This is a genomic window from Hymenobacter nivis, assembly GCF_006439025.1.
In the GTDB taxonomy this organism is placed as follows: domain Bacteria; phylum Bacteroidota; class Bacteroidia; order Cytophagales; family Hymenobacteraceae; genus Hymenobacter; species Hymenobacter nivis_A.
In genome coordinates this window covers 125,000-141,216 of sequence record NZ_RCYZ01000010.1, presented here as the reverse complement: position 1 = coordinate 141,216, position 16,217 = coordinate 125,000, and the positions used below count along the sequence as shown (strand labels likewise).

General features: G+C 63.4%; 17 protein-coding genes. 12 read left to right on the top strand and 5 right to left on the bottom strand.

Going from position 1 to position 16,217, the window contains the following annotated elements:
• Positions 1–287, top strand: a 287-nt coding sequence (locus EAH73_RS20420) for a transposase (RefSeq protein ID WP_140465967.1), incomplete at its 5' end; no start/stop codon positions are given.
• Between the two features lie 17 nt (positions 288–304).
• Here EAH73_RS20420 and EAH73_RS20415 read toward each other — a convergent pair.
• The gene (locus EAH73_RS20415; RefSeq protein WP_140469287.1) at positions 305–1,249 is read right to left on the bottom strand and encodes a YihY/virulence factor BrkB family protein; all 945 of its coding nucleotides are present in this window, start codon (positions 1,247–1,249) and stop codon (positions 305–307) included.
• Between the two features lie 107 nt (positions 1,250–1,356).
• Here EAH73_RS20415 and EAH73_RS20410 point away from each other — a divergent pair, with 107 nt between their 5' ends.
• Positions 1,357–1,911, top strand: a complete 555-nt coding sequence (locus tag EAH73_RS20410; protein WP_140469286.1) for a DUF2062 domain-containing protein — start codon at positions 1,357–1,359, stop codon at positions 1,909–1,911.
• A gap of 109 nt (positions 1,912–2,020) precedes the next feature.
• Here EAH73_RS20410 and EAH73_RS20405 read toward each other — a convergent pair whose 3' ends face one another.
• The 3 genes from EAH73_RS20405 to EAH73_RS20395 form a co-directional block, all read right to left on the bottom strand.
• Positions 2,021–2,755, bottom strand: coding sequence for a YebC/PmpR family DNA-binding transcriptional regulator (locus tag EAH73_RS20405; protein ID WP_140469285.1), 735 nt, complete (start codon positions 2,753–2,755; stop codon positions 2,021–2,023).
• 132 nt (positions 2,756–2,887) lie between these two features.
• Entirely contained in the window at positions 2,888–3,475 is a 588-nt protein-coding gene (locus EAH73_RS20400) for a hypothetical protein (protein WP_140469284.1), read from the bottom strand.
• 64 nt (positions 3,476–3,539) lie between these two features.
• Positions 3,540–4,448 (bottom strand): MBL fold metallo-hydrolase, encoded by a 909-nt coding sequence (locus EAH73_RS20395; RefSeq protein ID WP_161599623.1) that lies wholly within the window; start codon positions 4,446–4,448, stop codon positions 3,540–3,542.
• 414 nt (positions 4,449–4,862) lie between these two features.
• Between EAH73_RS20395 and EAH73_RS20390 the strand changes: the two genes are divergently transcribed.
• The 9 genes from EAH73_RS20390 to EAH73_RS20350 all read left to right on the top strand — a co-directional run bounded on the left by EAH73_RS20390 (position 4,863) and on the right by EAH73_RS20350 (position 14,061).
• Positions 4,863–6,539: a GMC oxidoreductase gene (locus tag EAH73_RS20390; RefSeq protein WP_140469282.1), complete on the top strand. Its 1,677-nt coding sequence runs from the start codon at positions 4,863–4,865 to the stop codon at positions 6,537–6,539.
• A gap of 25 nt (positions 6,540–6,564) precedes the next feature.
• Positions 6,565–7,179, top strand: a complete 615-nt coding sequence (locus EAH73_RS20385) for a gluconate 2-dehydrogenase subunit 3 family protein (protein WP_140469281.1) — start codon at positions 6,565–6,567, stop codon at positions 7,177–7,179.
• Positions 7,180–7,236: 57 nt separating this feature from the next.
• Positions 7,237–8,505, top strand: a complete 1,269-nt coding sequence (locus EAH73_RS20380) for a nucleoside permease (protein WP_140469280.1) — start codon at positions 7,237–7,239, stop codon at positions 8,503–8,505.
• A gap of 97 nt (positions 8,506–8,602) precedes the next feature.
• On the top strand, positions 8,603–9,754 hold the full coding sequence (locus EAH73_RS20375; RefSeq protein ID WP_205013027.1) for a Gfo/Idh/MocA family protein: 1,152 nt from the start codon (positions 8,603–8,605) through the stop codon (positions 9,752–9,754).
• 104 nt (positions 9,755–9,858) lie between these two features.
• On the top strand, positions 9,859–10,911 hold the full coding sequence (locus EAH73_RS20370) for a sugar phosphate isomerase/epimerase family protein (RefSeq protein ID WP_140469279.1): 1,053 nt from the start codon (positions 9,859–9,861) through the stop codon (positions 10,909–10,911).
• 13 nt (positions 10,912–10,924) lie between these two features.
• Complete coding sequence (locus EAH73_RS20365) at positions 10,925–11,314, top strand: c-type cytochrome (RefSeq protein WP_140469278.1); 390 nt, start codon at positions 10,925–10,927, stop codon at positions 11,312–11,314.
• An 87-nt stretch (positions 11,315–11,401) separates the two neighbouring features.
• Positions 11,402–12,289, top strand: coding sequence for a hydroxypyruvate isomerase family protein (locus EAH73_RS20360; protein WP_140469277.1), 888 nt, complete (start codon positions 11,402–11,404; stop codon positions 12,287–12,289).
• A 40-nt stretch (positions 12,290–12,329) separates the two neighbouring features.
• Complete coding sequence (locus tag EAH73_RS20355; RefSeq protein ID WP_140469276.1) at positions 12,330–13,211, top strand: sugar phosphate isomerase/epimerase family protein; 882 nt, start codon at positions 12,330–12,332, stop codon at positions 13,209–13,211.
• Between the two features lie 52 nt (positions 13,212–13,263).
• Complete coding sequence (locus tag EAH73_RS20350) at positions 13,264–14,061, top strand: DUF1080 domain-containing protein (protein ID WP_140469275.1); 798 nt, start codon at positions 13,264–13,266, stop codon at positions 14,059–14,061.
• Positions 14,062–14,200: 139 nt separating this feature from the next.
• Here EAH73_RS20350 and EAH73_RS20345 read toward each other — a convergent pair whose 3' ends face one another.
• Positions 14,201–15,085 (bottom strand): sugar phosphate isomerase/epimerase family protein, encoded by an 885-nt coding sequence (locus tag EAH73_RS20345; protein WP_140469274.1) that lies wholly within the window; start codon positions 15,083–15,085, stop codon positions 14,201–14,203.
• A gap of 227 nt (positions 15,086–15,312) precedes the next feature.
• Here EAH73_RS20345 and EAH73_RS20340 point away from each other — a divergent pair, with 227 nt between their 5' ends.
• Entirely contained in the window at positions 15,313–16,200 is an 888-nt protein-coding gene (locus EAH73_RS20340; RefSeq protein WP_140469273.1) for a DUF1080 domain-containing protein, read from the top strand.
• Positions 16,201–16,217: the final 17 nt, after the last annotated feature.

Sequence of the window (16,217 nt, the reverse complement as noted above, 5' to 3'; positions counted from 1 at the left end):
AGGGCTTGGCCCCGGCGTACCTCATCGCCGACCGGGGTTACGATTCCGACCCGCTCGTGGCCGCACTGGCCGCCCGTGGCACCTGTGCCGTGATTCCGCCCCGGCGCAAGCGCCTCTTCCCGCGGGCCTACGATGCGGTCCGCTACGCCCAGCGCCACCCCATCGAGCGGCTTTTCAGCCGTTTAAAGCAGTTTCGGCGCGTGGCCACGCGCTACGACAAGCTCGACGCGCACTTTTTGGCCTTCATTCACTTGGCGGCGACCGTACTCCGGTTGCGCGACTGTTAACACTTCCTAGCAAAGAGCTAGTGCATCTCTTCCTCAACGTTGACTAATCGGTAGCGCACGGCCGATTTTTTGGGCCGGATGGATAGGCCCAGGCGCGTGGCGTAGACTTTGGTGAAGGCCGCGCCAAAATAAAAGATCATGGCGCAATAAAACACGAACAGCAGCACCAGTACCAGCCCCGCCGCCGGGCCGTACACAGGGCCCAGGTCCTGGCTCACCAGCAGCTTGCCGAGCACCGTTTCGCCCAGGCTGATGAGCACCGCCGTGACCACGGCCCCGCGCCGCACGGCCCGCCAGGGCACTTTGGCCAGGCTCAGGGTGCGGAAGGTGAGGCCAAACCACACGGCCAGGATGGTGAAGGCGGCCAGGGAATTCAGGCCCCGCACCAGGTAGTACACCACCGTGGTGTCGAAGTCGCGGATGCTGTCGGCAAACAGGCCCAGGGCTGCGTCGGTGCTGAAGGCCAGCACCGCCAGGGCCCCCGTGGCCAGCAGCACGCCGCCCGAGCGCAGCCGCTCGCGCAGGGCCACGGCCAGCGGCGCGCTGTGGCGCCGGGGCCGGATTTGCCAGAGCTGGTTCAGCGAGTGCTGGATGATGGTGAAGAGCGTGGTGGCGATGAACACCAGAAAGACAAAGCCCGCCCACGTCACCAGCCGGGTGCGGCGCGGATCGGCCACGTTGCTCAGGATTTGCTCGATGAGGCCCGTGGCCGACTGCCCCAGTACGGCGCTGAGCTTGCCCAGCAGCATGGTGCGCACCAGCGACGACGGGTAGAGTGCCCGCAGCAGCTGGATGAGGATGATGAGGATGGGCGGCAGGGCAAACGAGGTGAAGAACGCCGTGGCGGCTCCCAGGCGCAGGGGGTCGTTGGCGGCCAGCTCGCGGGCGGCGTGGCGCAGCAGCAGCGGCAGCTCGCGGTACCAGGGGCCCGGCCGGTGGACGGGCAAAGAAGAGTGTGGCATGGGGCCCGGACGGCGAAAAGAGGGGCCCACCCGTAAGCGTACGCGGGGCCCTGGCGAAGATACGTGCCGCCGGCCCGCCTTGGTTTCGTTAAGGTTTAGCTTTGGATATGACTGTTGCTGCTTCTTCGCCCGCCCCCACGCCGCCCGAGGGCCCCACCGCCCGGCCCGGCTGGCTACGCCGGGTGCTGCTCGACCCGCTGGTGAACCTGCTGAAGGCGGGCCTCGCGCCGGGCCAACTGGCCCTCACGGTGGGGCTGGGCGCGGCCCTGGGGGTGGCCCCCACCTTTGGCCTCACCACCCTCATTGCCACCGGCGTGGCCCTGCGCCTGCGCCTGAACGTGGCCGCCCTGCAGCTCATCTGCCACCTGCTCACGCCGGTGCAGCTGCTGCTGCTGCTGCCCCTGCTGCGCTACGGCGGCGAGCTGCTGGGCCAAGGCAATGCGCTGGCCCATTTCACCCTCAGCCAGTTGCAGGCGCAGGTGCGCCACGAGCCAATGGCCCTGCTGCGCCTGCTGTGGCGGGCCGAGCTGGGGGCTCTGCTCATTTGGGCGGTGGCGGCAGTGCCGGTGGTGGCGCTGCTCTACTTCGGCCTGCGGCCGGTGTTCCGGCGCGTGGTGCGCAAGCACGAGGCCACGGAGGCGCTGGCGGCCACGGAGCGCTAAAAGCATTTCGCCCCGAGCTAATAAGAATTGGCCGGGTTGCACAAAGCTTTAAATCCTGTGCAACCCGGCCAATTCTTATTAGCTCGGGGCGAAATGCTTTTAGCGGCGCTTAGCCCATCGTGTGGTACACGGCCTGCACGTCCTCGTCTTCCTCGAATTTTTCGATGAGCTTTTCTACTTCCTCGGCCTGCTCGTCGCTGAGGGCCACGGTAGTGTTAGGCACGCGCTGGAGGGTGGCGCTCACCACGTTCAGGCCCTTGGCTTCGAGGGCTTTCTGCATCTGGCCGAAGTCGGTGAAGGCGGTTTCGACCACCATGTAGGCGTGCTCGGCGCCGTGCTCGTCCTCCTCGTGGGCTTCGTACACGTCTTCGGCGCCCACGTCGATCAGGTCCAGCTCCAGCTCGTCGCGGTCCAGCCCTTCAGCGGCCAGCTTGAACACGCCCTTGCGGGTGAAGGTGTAGTCGGAGCTGCCCGCCGTGCCCAGGGCCCCGCTGTTGCGGTTGAAGTAGAGGCGCACGTTGCTCACGGTGCGGGTGGGGTTGTCGGTGGCGGTTTCCACCACAATGGCGATGCCGTGGGGACCGTAGCCTTCGTACACCACCTCTTGGTAGTCCTTCTCGTCCTTGCCGCTGGCACGCTTGATGGCAGCGTCCACGCGGTCCTTGGGCATGTTCACGCCCTTGCCGTTTTGGATGGCGGTACGCAGGCGGGCGTTGCTGTCGGGGTTGGGGCCGCCTTCTTTCACGGCCATCACGATTTCCTTGCCGATGCGGGTGAAGTCTTTCGACATCCGGTCCCAGCGCTTCATTTTGCGGCCTTTCCGAAATTCAAATGCGCGTCCCATGGGTTCAATTAACAGTTAGCAGTTATCATTTAAACAGCTCGTGCCGGGGGTGGGAGTGCGGCCGAACGGGGGCGCAAGGTACGCCGCCCAGGCGCTGGCTGCCAACCCCAGGCCGCCTAAGGCACTGGCCCGCTACCGGCGCTTGGGGGCGGGCGGGGGCCCCGGGGCGGCGTCGGCTACCAACTCGTACACGCCCCGGTTGCCGGGCGGGTAGCCGGCGATGACGACGGTGAGGCGGCGCGCCCGGGCGTCGTAGCGGCAGGTGCCGCGCTGCACGTCGGGCCCCTGGGCGTCGGTGAAGGCAAAGCGGATGCTGTCGCCGCGCACCGCATACTGGCCGTGCTGCACAAAGTCGCGGGGTCCGTTGGGACCCGTGATGCGCAGGCGCTTGTCGTAGGCCCCGGTTGGGAACAGGGTGAGGGTGCCGCCCACGCCGGCCACGCGGGTGGGCGGGTTGTCGTCGCTGTCGGTGTGGTCGAACACGGTGTAGGCCACGTAGCGGTAGGTGGCGGCCGGGGGGCGCGTGGCCGCGGCCACGCGCGTGGGCTGCGCTTGCCCAAGGCCCGGCCGCAGCAGGGCCCCCAGCAGCAGGGCCGCGCCCCAGCCGCAGGGCCCCCACGGCCGGCCGCCAGAAAACGCACCGCCAAGCCAGCGCCGGTTTTCTGCGGCAGCGCTAGCCCGGCTGGCGCAAGTGCGCGGGGTGGTTTCCGATGGCGTCATGCAAAAAAGCGCGGTGGCAAGTAATTATTCAGAGCTGCAAAGTAGGGGCCCTATGCCCGGGGCCCTAGCCGCGGCGGCGCAGCAGCAGCCACCCTGCTATGCCCAGTAGCATACCCGCGGCCAGCGCGGCGGCCTGGCGGGGCAGGTGGTCGGGCGCGGGTGGGGGCAAGTGCTCCACACCGCTGGCGTCGGTGCGGGCGGCTTCGTGTACGTAGCGGCCGTGGGCCGGCAGGGGGTAGTGGGCGGCCAGCTGGGCCAGCCCATCGGCCGCCGGGGCCCCCGTGATGACCGGCCCGTGGCCGCAGCCGATGGCCGCCGGGCGCAACGCCGCCAGCACCTGCACCGAGCGCTCGGCCGCGGCCCAGTCGTAGTTAAACGGCGTGCCGGCGCGGCTGATTTTGGGGATGCCCAGCAGCACCGCCGGCACCGAGTCGTGGTGGGTGGTGGCGAAGGCATCGGCCCCGAGCAGCGTGCGGTCGGCGTCGCGGAACAGCGCAATCTGGCCCGGGGCGTGGCCCGGCACGTGCAGCCAGCGCCAGCCCATGAGGAAGGGCACGGCGTCGGTGTCGAGCGGTAGCTCCTGCACCACGTCGGAAAGGTCGGGCAGCTGCGTCGGGAAAAACCGGCTCATGAAGGCCAGCGAGCCGCCCACGGTGGGGTCGCGGGGCGGGTACAGGGCCTGGGCCGTCACGTAGGGCAGCTCCAAGGGGTGCACCAGCACCGGCACGTTCCAGCCGGTGGCCAGTGGGAGGGCCGAGCCCAGGTGGTCGAGGTGGCCGTGGGTGAGGATAATGGCGTGGGGCCCCACGCCGGCCCCGTAGCGCTCGGCGGCGGCGGCGCGGATGGTGGCTTCGCTGCCGGGCAGGCCGGTGTCCACCAGCACCCAGTCGCCGGGCGTGCCGGCATCTACAAAGTATACGTTTACGAAGCGCTGAATGCGCAGCTGGGTTACGCCGGCGGCTACGGTGTCCATGGCAGGGGGGGGAGGGAAAGGGCGGAAGCGAGAATGCTGCCCCGGCATACGGCGCGCCCGGGGCCTGGGGTTCGGGCGGGGGGCCCACGCGGCCGCCCGGGGCCGCCCGGGGCCCCCGCCCGAACCCCGGGCCCCGAGGAAATGCGACATTTATGCTAAAACGATTCAGCACCGCCGAAAGGCCGGCGGGGTAAAATGTGCCACGCAAACCCGGTTTTATGCCACAGTGGCCGGCAAAAGTTAGAAATCCTCATTACATTGCCATTGCCAAGCCAGCACAATGGTTTGCGATAGGCTATTTATATGGCCTTAAGTGCTTGATTACCTATTCAAAAACTACTCACCCGTTGTTTTCGCATTAGCGGCACACAAGCTTTACAAACTCAACCCCACCCATTATTCAGAAGCAGTTTCATGGAAAAGAACACGTATGATGCCATTGTCATCGGATCGGGAATTTCGGGCGGTTGGGCGGCCAAGGAATTGACCGAAAAAGGCTTGAAAACAATCATGCTCGAGCGAGGCGAAAACATCGAGCACGTTAAAGACTACGTCAACGCCAACAAGGCCCCCTGGGATTTCCCGCACCGCGGCGGCAAAACCCAGAAAATGATTGCCGAATACCCGGTACTGGGCCGCGACTACACCCTGAACGAAGCCAACCTGAACTACTGGGTGAACGAGCAGGAGAGCCCCTACGTGGAGGTGAAGCCCTTCGACTGGTTCCGGGGCTACCACGTGGGCGGCCGCTCGCTGATGTGGGGCCGCCAGTCGTACCGCCTGAGCGACTACGACTTCTCGGCCAACGCCAACGACGGCATCGCTGTGGACTGGCCCATTCGCTACAAAGACCTGGCCCCCTGGTACTCGCACGTGGAGAAGTTTGCCGGCATCAGCGGCAACCGCGACGGGCTGCCGCAACTGCCCGACGGCGACTACATGCCGCCCATGGATATGAACATCGTGGAGAAGGACGTGGCCGCCCGCATCAAAAAGAACTACGAGCACCGCCGCATGGTCATCGGCCGTACGGCCAACATCACGAAGCCGCTGAAGAACCGCACCAACTGCCAGTACCGCAACAAGTGCTGGCTGGGTTGCCCGTTCGGGGCCTACTTCAGCACGCAGTCGTCGACGCTGCCCGCGGCCGTGGCCACCGGCAACCTCACGCTGCGCCCGTTCTCCATCGTCACCAAAATCCTCTACGACAAGGACACCAAGCGCGCCAAGGGCGTGGAGGTGCTCGACGCCGAAACCAACCAGACCTACGAGTACTTCGCTAAAGTCGTGTTCCTGAACGCTTCGGCGCTGAACTCGGCCTGGGTGCTGATGAATTCGGCCACCGACGTGTGGCCCGAGGGCCTGGGCAGCAGCAGCGGCGAGCTGGGCCACAACCTGATGGACCACCACTTCCGGGCGGGGGCCCGCGGCGACGCCGAAGGCTACGAAGACAAGTACGTGTACGGGCGGCGGGCCAACGGTATTTACGTGCCCCGCTACCGCAACCTGTTCGGCGACAAGCGCGACTACATCCGCGGCTTTGGCTACCAGGGCAGCGCCAGCCGCGAGGGCTGGAGCCGCGAAATCCCGGAGATGAACATCGGCGGCGATTTCAAGGACGCCCTCACCGAGCCCGGCCAGTGGACGATGGGCATGACGGGCTTCGGTGAAACGCTGCCCTACCACGACAACCGCGCGTTTCTCGACAAAACCAAGAAGGACAAGTGGGGCCTGCCGGTGCTGGCCATCGACGCCCACACCCGCGAAAACGAGAAGAAAATGCGCGTCGACATGATGGCCGACGCCAAGGAGATGCTGGAAAGTGCGGGCATCAAAAACGTGACAACCTACGACAACGGCTACGTGCTGGGCGGCGGCATCCACGAAATGGGCACCGCCCGCATGGGCCGCGACCCCAAAACGTCGGTGCTCAACCAGTACAACCAGGTGTGGGACGCGCCCAACGTGTACGTGACCGACGGCGCGGCCATGACCTCGGCCGCCTGCCAAAACCCCTCGCTGACCTACATGGCCCTCACGGCCCGCGCCGTGGACCACGCCGTGAGTGAAATGAAAAAGCAAAACATCTAGGAAACTACCCTTCAGCTCCGTTTTTATGGACCGCAGAAATGCCATTGCCCGCGTAGCCCTGTTGATGGGCGGCACCGTTATCGGCGCCGATATGTTTTTGAGCAGCTGCTCCTCGCCCGGCAAGCCGGTGGCCGAGGGCGGCGCCGGCGCCGGGGCCCCCGCCGCCAAAATGCCCGACCTCGACGTGGACCAGATCCGGCTGCTCGACGAGGTGGGCGACACCATCCTGCCCACCACGGCCGCTTCGCCGGGGGCCAAGGAGGCCCGCATCGGCCGCTTCATGAACGTGATGGTGCGCGACTGCTACACCCCCGCCGACCAGAAAATTTTCATGGACGGCATCGTGAAGCTCAGCGAGGCAGCCAACAAGCAGTACAGCAAGAGCTTCCTGGCCTGCGACCCTGCCGAGCGCACCGCCCTGCTGGTGGCCCTCGACAAGGAACAGAAGGAGTACGCCGCCGCCCACACGGAGAAAGGGGCCCCCAGCCACTACTTCCGCATGATGAAGCAGCTCACGCTGCTCGGCTACTTCACCTCCGAAGTGGGCGCCACCAAGGCCCTGCGCTACCTGCCCGTGCCCGGCCGCTACGACGGCAACGTGCCCTACAAAAAGGGCGACAAAGCCTGGGCCACTTCCTAAGCCAGCCCCGCCCCGCTGGGGCCCCTACTACTTTTTGCCTACCCCTTTTCCCTGTTTATGACGCCGACCATCCGCTTTAAGCTGTCGCTGATGATGTTCCTGGAATTCTTCATCTGGGGAGCCTGGTTCGTGACGCTGGGAACGTACTTGCAGAGCAACCTGCACACCACCGGTATTCAGGTAGGGGTGGCCGTGCTCACCCAATCCATCGGGGCCATCGTGGCCCCGTTCATCATCGGGCTGATTGCGGACCGATTTTTTTCGGCCCAGAAAATCTTGGGTGTGCTGCACCTGGCGGGGGCCCTGCTGCTGTGGCAGGCGGCGGGCGCGGCCGATTTCGGGGCTTTCTACCCCTACATTCTCATTTACATGATTTTGTACATGCCCACGCTGGCGCTGGTTAACTCCATCTCCTTCCGGCAGCTGCAAAATCCGGAGAAGGAATTTGCTTCCATTCGGGTGCTGGGTACCCTTGGCTGGATCATTGCTGGCCTCACCATCGGCTGGCTGCACTGGGAAAATAAGGATGCCAGTGGCCTTACCACGCTGGGCCTTACGTTCAAAATGGCGGCCGGTGCCGCGGCCCTGCTCGGGGTATTTAGCTTCTTCCTGCCCTCGACGCCCCCCATTAAAAAAGAGGGCCCCACCACCGTGGGCGACCTGCTGGGCTTGGACGCCATCCGGCTCCTGAAAAACCGCTCGTACCTGGTGTTCTTCCTGGCCTCGGTGGCCATCTGCGTACCGCTCTCGTTCTACTACGGCTTCACCAACCCGTTCCTCAACGAGGTGGGCATGAAGGCGGCCGCCGGCGTGCAGAGCCTGGGCCAGGTGTCAGAAGTACTGTTTATGCTGCTGATTCCGGTATTTTTTGCCCGGCTGGGCGTGAAGAAAATGCTGGCCATCGGCATGTTTGCCTGGGTGGTGCGCTACGCCTTCTTCGCCTATGGCAACGGCGATAGCAACTACTGGATGCTGATTGCGGGCATCGTGCTGCACGGCATCTGCTACGATTTCTTCTTCGTAACGGGCCAGATTTACACCGATAACCTGGCCGGCGAACAGTCGAAAAGCGCCGCCCAGGGCTTCATCACGCTGGCTACCTACGGAGTGGGCATGCTGATCGGCTCGCTGCTGTCGGGCCAGATCGTGGACGCCCACCAAATCAGCGCCACCCTGCACGACTGGCGCACTATCTGGCTGATTCCGGCCGCCATCGCGGCGGGTGTGCTGGCGGTGTTCCTGCTGCTGTTCAAGGACCGCAACGCTGCCGCCTTAACGGCCGAGGAAATTACCTACGCCGAGACCACTGCGCGGTTGGAAGTATAAACTTGAGCCGTTTGCCAACAGCTGCTGGCTGCTGGTACCTGTTCAATCGAAGGCTAACAGCTACTAGCCAGCAGCTAGTAGCCACAGACACTACCGCATGAAATTACGACTGGGCATGATTGGCGGCGGGCAAGGGGCCTTCATTGGGGCCGTGCACCGCATCGCCGCTTCCCTCGACGGCTTGTATGAGCTCACGGCCGGCGCTTTTAGCAGCGACGCGGCCAAATCGCAGGCCACCGGCGTGCTGCTGGGCCTGGCCCCCGACCGGGTGTACGGCTCTTACGAGGAATTAATTACCAAGGAAAAGCAGCGGCCCGCCGCTGAGCGGGTGCAAGTCATTTCCATCGTCACGCCCAACTACCTGCACTTCGCGCCGGCCAAAATGGCTCTCGAAAACGGCTTCGACGTGGTACTTGATAAGCCGATGACGTTCTCGCTGGCCGAGGCCAAGCAGTTGCGCGCCGTGGCCGAAGCCAGTGGCCGGCTCCTGTGCCTCACCCACACCTACACCGGCTACCCGATGGTGAAGGAGGCCCGCCAGCTGCTGGCCGCCGGCACCCTGGGGCCCATCCGCAAGGCCTACGTAGAATATCCGCAGGGCTGGCTCAGCGGCTTTGAGGAGGGCGGGGCCAACAAGCAGGCCGCTTGGCGCACCGACCCCGCCCGCAGTGGCGTGGCTGGGGCCATGGGCGACATCGGTACCCACGCCTTTAACCTGCTGGAGTACGTGACGGGCCTGCAAGTGACGCACCTGTGCGCCGACATCAATACGGTGGTGCCCGGCCGGCAGCTCGACGACGACGGTGCCGTGTTGCTGAAGCTCTCCAACGGGGCTAGCGCCGTGCTCATCGCCTCGCAGATTGCGGCCGGCGAGGAGAATAACGTCCGCATCCGCGTGTACGGCGATAAAGGGGGCGTGGAGTGGCAGCAGGTGGACGCCAATACCCTGCAAGTGAAGTGGCTGGACCGGCCCGCCGAAATCCGGCGCACCGGCACCGGCTACGTCGGCTCGTTTGCCCAGCACAACGCCCGCGTGCCCGCCGGCCATCCCGAAGGCTACCTGGAGGCCTTCGCCAACCTGTACCGCAACTTCGCCCTGACCCTGCAAGCGCGCGAAGCCGGCGAAACCGCCTCGCCCGAAGCCCTCGATTACCCGAGCATTGCCGACGGTGTGCGCGGCATGGCGTTCATCGAGAACGTCATCGCCTCGGGCCAGTCGGAGCAGAAATGGACCGCGTTCACCGTCTGATTTTGCGGAAGCTGCCTTAACGCAAGGGCGCCGGAAAAGGCGCGCTTTGCTATTCGTCAACCCAGAGCCATTGGCTGACAGCTCGTGGCTAAGCGCTTAAAAATATGACTACCCTCCAGGGCCCCGCCGTCTTTTTGGCCCAATTCATCAGCGACGAAGCCCCGTTCAACAGCCTGGAATCCATCTGCGGCTGGGCCGCCGGCCTGGGCTTCAAGGGCATTCAGATGCCCACGCTCGACGCCCGTTTTATTGACCTGCAAAAGGCGGCCGAAAGCAAAACCTACGCCGACGAAATCAAGGGAATCGTGAACGCCGCGGGGCTGCAAATCACCGAGCTGTCCACGCACTTGCAGGGCCAGCTGGTGGCCGTGAACCCGGCCTACGATAAGCTGTTCGACGGGTTTGCGCCCGAGGCTTACCGCAACAATCCCGCCGCCCGCCAGCAGTGGGCCGTGCAGCAGCTGAAATACGCTGCGCAGGCCTCGCAAAACCTGGGTCTCAAAGCGCACGCCACTTTCAGCGGGGCCCTGCTCTGGCCGATGGTGTACCCCTGGCCCCAGCGCCCGGCCGGCCTGGTGGAAGAAGGCTTCACCGAGCTGGCCCGCCGCTGGACGCCCATCCTGGACGAGTTTGACCGCTACGGCGTGGACTTGTGCTACGAGGTGCACGCCGGCGAAGACTTGCACGACGGCATCACCTACGAGATGTTTCTCGACAAGGTGCACCACCACCCCCGCGCCTGCCTGCTCTACGATCCGTCGCACTTCATCCTGCAATGCCTTGATTACCTGGAGTACATCGACATCTACCACGAGCGGATCAAGATGTTCCACGTCAAGGACGCCGAGTTTAACCCCACCGGCCGCCAGGGCGTGTACGGCGGCTACCAGAGCTGGCTCGACCGGGCCGGCCGCTTCCGCTCGCTGGGCGACGGGCAGGTAGATTTCAAGGCTATTTTCAGCAAGATGGCCCAGTACGACTTCGCCGGCTGGGCGGTGCTGGAGTGGGAGTGCGCCATTAAAAACTCGGAGGACGGGGCCCGCGAAGGGGCCCAGTTCATCCGCGACCACATCATCCGGGTCACCGACAAAGCCTTCGACGACTTCGCCAACACCGCCACCGACGCGGCATTCAACAAAACCCTGTTGGGCCTGTAGCCCCTTGCATCCGATGAAAAAAATTGCCTTGCTGCTCAGCAGCTGCGCCCTGCTGATTGCTTGCGAATCGGCGCCCAAAGCCACCGAAACCGCTGCTACCGAGCCTGCCGCCGGCAGTGGGGCCCCCACCGCGGTGCCGGCCAGTGCGGCTGGGGCGGGGGCCAGCTTAATTGCGACTTCCGACTGTGCCGGCTGCCACAAAGAGCACGACAAAGTGGTGGGCCCCGCCTACGCAGCTATTGCCGCCAAGTACCAGCCTACCGAAGCGAACATTACCATGCTGGCAAATAAAATAATTACGGGCGGCAAAGGCAACTGGGGCGAAATTCCAATGACGCCGCACCCGGGCCTATCGGTGGCCGATGCGCAGGAGATGACCAAGTACATCCTGAGCGTGAAATAATTATTTGGCACAATTGCTGAATACCCAGCAACGGGCCCGCGCCGTGCGGGGCGCGCCGAAGCACTAATTAATTGATTTCAATCTGCCATGGCTGCTCAATCAAACCGCCGTGCGGTAATTAAAAACATTGTTGCGGGCACCGCTTCCCTCGGGGCCGTGGGTGCGCTGGGGGCCTTTGCGCCGGCCGAAAAACCTGTGAACGACGCCGCTTTGAAAAACAACATCAACCAATCGGTTTGCCGCTGGTGCTTCAACGATTTGTCGCTCGACCAGTTGTGCGCGGCTGCCAAAGGCATGGGCATCAAGGGCATCGACCTGGTGGGGCCCGCGGACTGGCCCACGCTGAAGAAATACGGCCTGGATTCGCCCATGTGCAACGGCGCGGAAATTAACCTGACCGACGGCTTCAACGACCCGAAGTTTCACGCCACGCTGCTGAAGAATTATTCAACCATGATTCCGCTGGTGGCGAAGGCCGGGTACAAGAACCTGATTTGCTTCAGCGGCAGCCGCCGCGGCCTAGACGATGCCACCGGCATTGCCAACTGCGTGCAGGGCCTGCAACCGCTGATGGCCCTGGCCGAAAAGCACAACGTGGTGCTGGTGATGGAGCTGCTCAATAGTAAGGTAGACCACCACGACTACCAGTGCGACCACACGGCCTGGGGCGTGGCGCTGGCCAAAAAGCTGGGCTCGGAGCACTTCAAGCTGCTTTACGACATCTACCACATGCAGATCGACGAGGGCGACGTCATCCGCACCCTCACTGATAACCACGCCTACATCGCGCATTACCACACCGCGGGCGTGCCCGGCCGCCACGAAATTGACGAAAACCAGGAGCTGTACTACCCGGCCATTATGCGCGCCATCAAGGCCACGGGCTTCAAGGGCTACGTGGCCCAGGAATTTATTCCGAAGCAGGCCGACAAGCTGGCTTCGCTGCGCAAAGCGGTGTTGCTGTGCGACATCTAGCCTAATTAATTAAATCCCTCTTACTCCTTCTTAGGGCCCCATGACGCAACGCAGAGATTTCCTGAAACAAGCCGGCTTATTGTCGGCCTTCTCCCTGATGAACCCCGGGGCCCTGTTTGCGGCCCCTGCGGCAACGGGGCTGAAAGCGGGCTTGCAGCTCTACACGCTGCGCGACTACATTGGCAAAGACCCGAAAGGCGTGCTGGCCAAGGTTGCCAAAGCGGGCTACAAGGAAGTGGAAACTTACGGCTACAGTCCGGAAACGCACTATTGGGGCCTCACCCCGGCGGAGTTTAAGTCGGTGCTGTCCGCCAACGGCCTCACCACGCCGAGCGGCCACTACGACATGGGGGCCTATATGCGCGACGGCAACCAAGAGGTATTCAAAGCCTACATGGCAGCGGCCAATGCCTGCGGCCAGCAGTACATTACGGTGCCGTCCTTGGATGCATCGCTGTGCAAAACGACGGACGATTTCAAGGTGGTTGCCGAGAAGTTAAACAAGGCCGGCGAGCTGTGCAAAGCGGCCGGCCTGCGCCTGGGCTACCACAACCACAACTTTGAATTTAAGCTTGTGAACGGCGTGGCGATGTACGACGTGATGCTGAAGGAAACCGACGCAAGCCTGGTGGATTTTGAGATGGACATTTATTGGGTGGTGCGCGCCGGCCGCGACCCGATTAAATTAATCGAGGCTAACCCCAAGCGCTTCCCCATGTGGCACATCAAGGACATGGAAAAGGCCCAGCCCGAGCACAATACGGAAATTGGGTCGGGTACCATCGACTTTAAAAAGATCATGAAATACGCGAAAGTGGCGGGCTTGCAACACCCGTTTATGGAGCAGGAATACTTCGCCATCGACGCCTACCAGAGCATTGCCCAGAGCGCGGCGTACATGAAAAAAAACCTGCTTTCGTAGCCGCCGCTCGCCTTGCCCACACCTTTTGCAATTAATTAAAACACCTAGCTGTATGAAAAAGTACTTGGTCGCCACCGCATTATTGGTGGGCAGCGCGGGAGCCGCCGGGGCCCAAACCACGCCGCCCGCCGCCAAGCCCGAGGACACGGAAGTATACACCCCTGTGCCACCCACCGTGATGCCGGGCAAAACCAGCAGCGACGCGCCCTCGGACGCGCTGGTGCTGTTTGACGGCAAGAACCTGGACCAGTGGACCACCACCGACAACCCCGGCACGGCGGCCCCCTGGACGGTGAAGGACGGCATTTTGACCGTGAACAAGGGCGCGGGCAACATCCAAACTAAGCGCAGCTTCGGCAACTACCAGCTGCACCTGGAGTGGCGCGTGCCAGCCAGCATCGTGGGCACGGGCCAAGGGCGGGGCAACAGCGGCCTGTTCCTAGCCTCGCTGGGCAAGGGCGATGAGGGCTACGAACTGCAAATACTGGACTCGTACAACAACAAAACTTACACTAACGGCATGGCCGCCAGTGTATACAAGCAAATTGTGCCCCTGGCCAACCCCACCCGCAAGCCCGGCGAGTGGCAGACCTACGACGTGATTTGGACGGCTCCCACTTTTTTGCCCGACGGCAAGGTGGCCACGCCGGCTCGCGTTACGGTGCTCTTCAACGGCGTGCTAGTGGAGAATAATGTGGCCCTGCTGGGTCCCACGCGCTACATCGGCAAGGCTAGTTACGGCGCGCCCCACGGCCCGTCGCCCATCAAGCTTCAGGCGCACGGCGACAAGAGTGAGCCGCTTGCCTTTCGCAACATCTGGATTCGGGAATTGCCGGCCGTGGGCCAATAATAACCCGTATTAATTAATACAAACAGGGCCCCGGCGATAGTATCGCCGGGGCCCTGTTTGTATTAATTAATACGGCGAAATCTGGAGCTTAATTAATACGTCAGGCTGCGTGCAGCCTGACGTATTAATTAAGCCGCAATTACACCAGGTTTTTCTTGATGTAGGAAATGCTTTTGGTGACGCTGTCGAAGGGCGAGCCGGGGGTTTGGTCTTGCTCCACGAAGAAGTATTGCAGGCCGGCCTCGTTGGCGTGGGCAAATATCTTTTTGAAATCGATGCTGCCGTTGCCCACTTCGGTGAAGGCTTTTTGGGGCGTGCGATCCATGTCCTTCACGTGCCAGAGGGGGAAGCGGCCGGGGTGCTGCTTGAACAGGGCCAGCGGGTCTTGGCCGGCCTTGGTAACCCAGTACAGGTCCATTTCCATCTTCACCAGGTTCTTATCGGTGGTGTTCAGCAGCAGCTCGTAGGGCAGCTTGCCGTCCTGGGCCGCAAACTCGAAGTCGTGGTTGTGGTAGCAGAGCTGAATGCCGGCCTTTTTGCACCGCTCGCCGGCCTTGTTGAGCTGCTCGGCCACGTACTTGTAGTGCTCCAAGTTGCCGCGCTCCGAGTCGAGCAGGTAGGCGCACACCATGTACTTGACGCCGGCCGCGGCCGCGTCGTCCACGGCGCGGTCCCACTCGTGCAGGATGGTGCCCATCGTGGGGGCCCCGTTCATCTGCGCCTCACCCAGCATGTAGTGCGCGCTGGGCATGATGAAGCCGTTTTGCTTGAGCAGGGCGGCAAAGGCCTGGGGCGTCATGCCGTAGAACTTCTGGCTGCCCGTGTAGGTCGCGCCTTCCACCGAGTTGTAGCCGATTTTGGCCAGTTGGGCCAGCGTGCCGGCGGGGTCCTTGGCCATTGCCTCGCGCATGGTGTACAGCTGCAAGCCGATGTAGCGCTTGTTGTAGGCAAACGCGGACGGCGCAACCAGCAGCCCGGCAGAGAGCAGGGCGGCCGACGAGAGAAAGTTTCTGCGGGAAATCATGGGCGGGGAGGGGTTGGGTGGGGAGATACCGGCCGGCGGATGAAGATAAAACGTGCGGCAAGATAGGGCCTTATACAACTTTAGTACCTAAAAACCGCAACAATTAGTCCGACAGTACCAAGGAAATAAAAGGAACGGCGGGGCCCCGTCGTCCGGCGGTTGGTTTCCTAGCCGCAATAGGTTAGATTTGACGCATTCTCTCGCCCCACTAATGGCCGCGGTACCCCATGAAAAAGTTAGTTTTTGCGGCGCTCGGGGCCGCGTTGCTGCTGGGCGGCGCGGGCCCCAAAGCGCCCCGGGGCTGGACGCCGCTGCTGGATAAGCAGCTGAGCCAGTGGCAGACGTACCAGAGCTACCGCTTCCAGCCCGGCAACGCGGGCCAGGTGCCCACCGATGCCCAAGGCCGCGCGGTGCCGCCCATCGGCTACGATAAGAACGAGGCCAACGTCTTCTCCGTGGCGATGCAAGGCGGCGAGCCCGTGCTGCGCATCAGCGGGGAGATTTACGGCTGCGTATTTACCCGGCAGGATTTTGCGAACTATGACCTGAAGCTGAAGGTGAAATGGGGCGCCAAGAAGTGGCCGCCCCGCCTCAACGAGCCCCTGGACAGCGGCGTGCTCTACAACAGCCAGGGCCCCTGCGGCGTGGATTACTGGCACAGCTGGATGCTGGGGCAGGAATTTCAAGTGTCGGAGTACCAAAAAGGCAACGCCATGGGCGACTACTGGTGCATTGCCAACTCGGCGGCGGATATTATGGCGGCCCGCAACGCCACCCGCGATACGCTGCGCTACGACCCCGCGGCGGCCCCGGTGGCCATGGGCAACGGGGGCCCCTATTTCTGCCAGGCCGCGGCCAACTACGAGCGGCCCAACGGCCAGTGGAACGAGCTGGAATTAATTAGCGTGAACGGCCAGAGCGTGCACCTCGTGAACGGCCACGTGGTGCTGGCCGTGCGCAACTCGTCGGCCACCATCAACGGCCAGCGCCAGCCGCTCACGCACGGCAAAATCCAGCTGCAAAGCGAAGCCGCCGAGGTGTTTTACAAGGGTATTATGATCAAGCCCCTCGACGCCATGCCCGCCCAGTACGCTCGCTACTTCGGCGGCCGCTGAGGCTGGGCTGGGGGCCC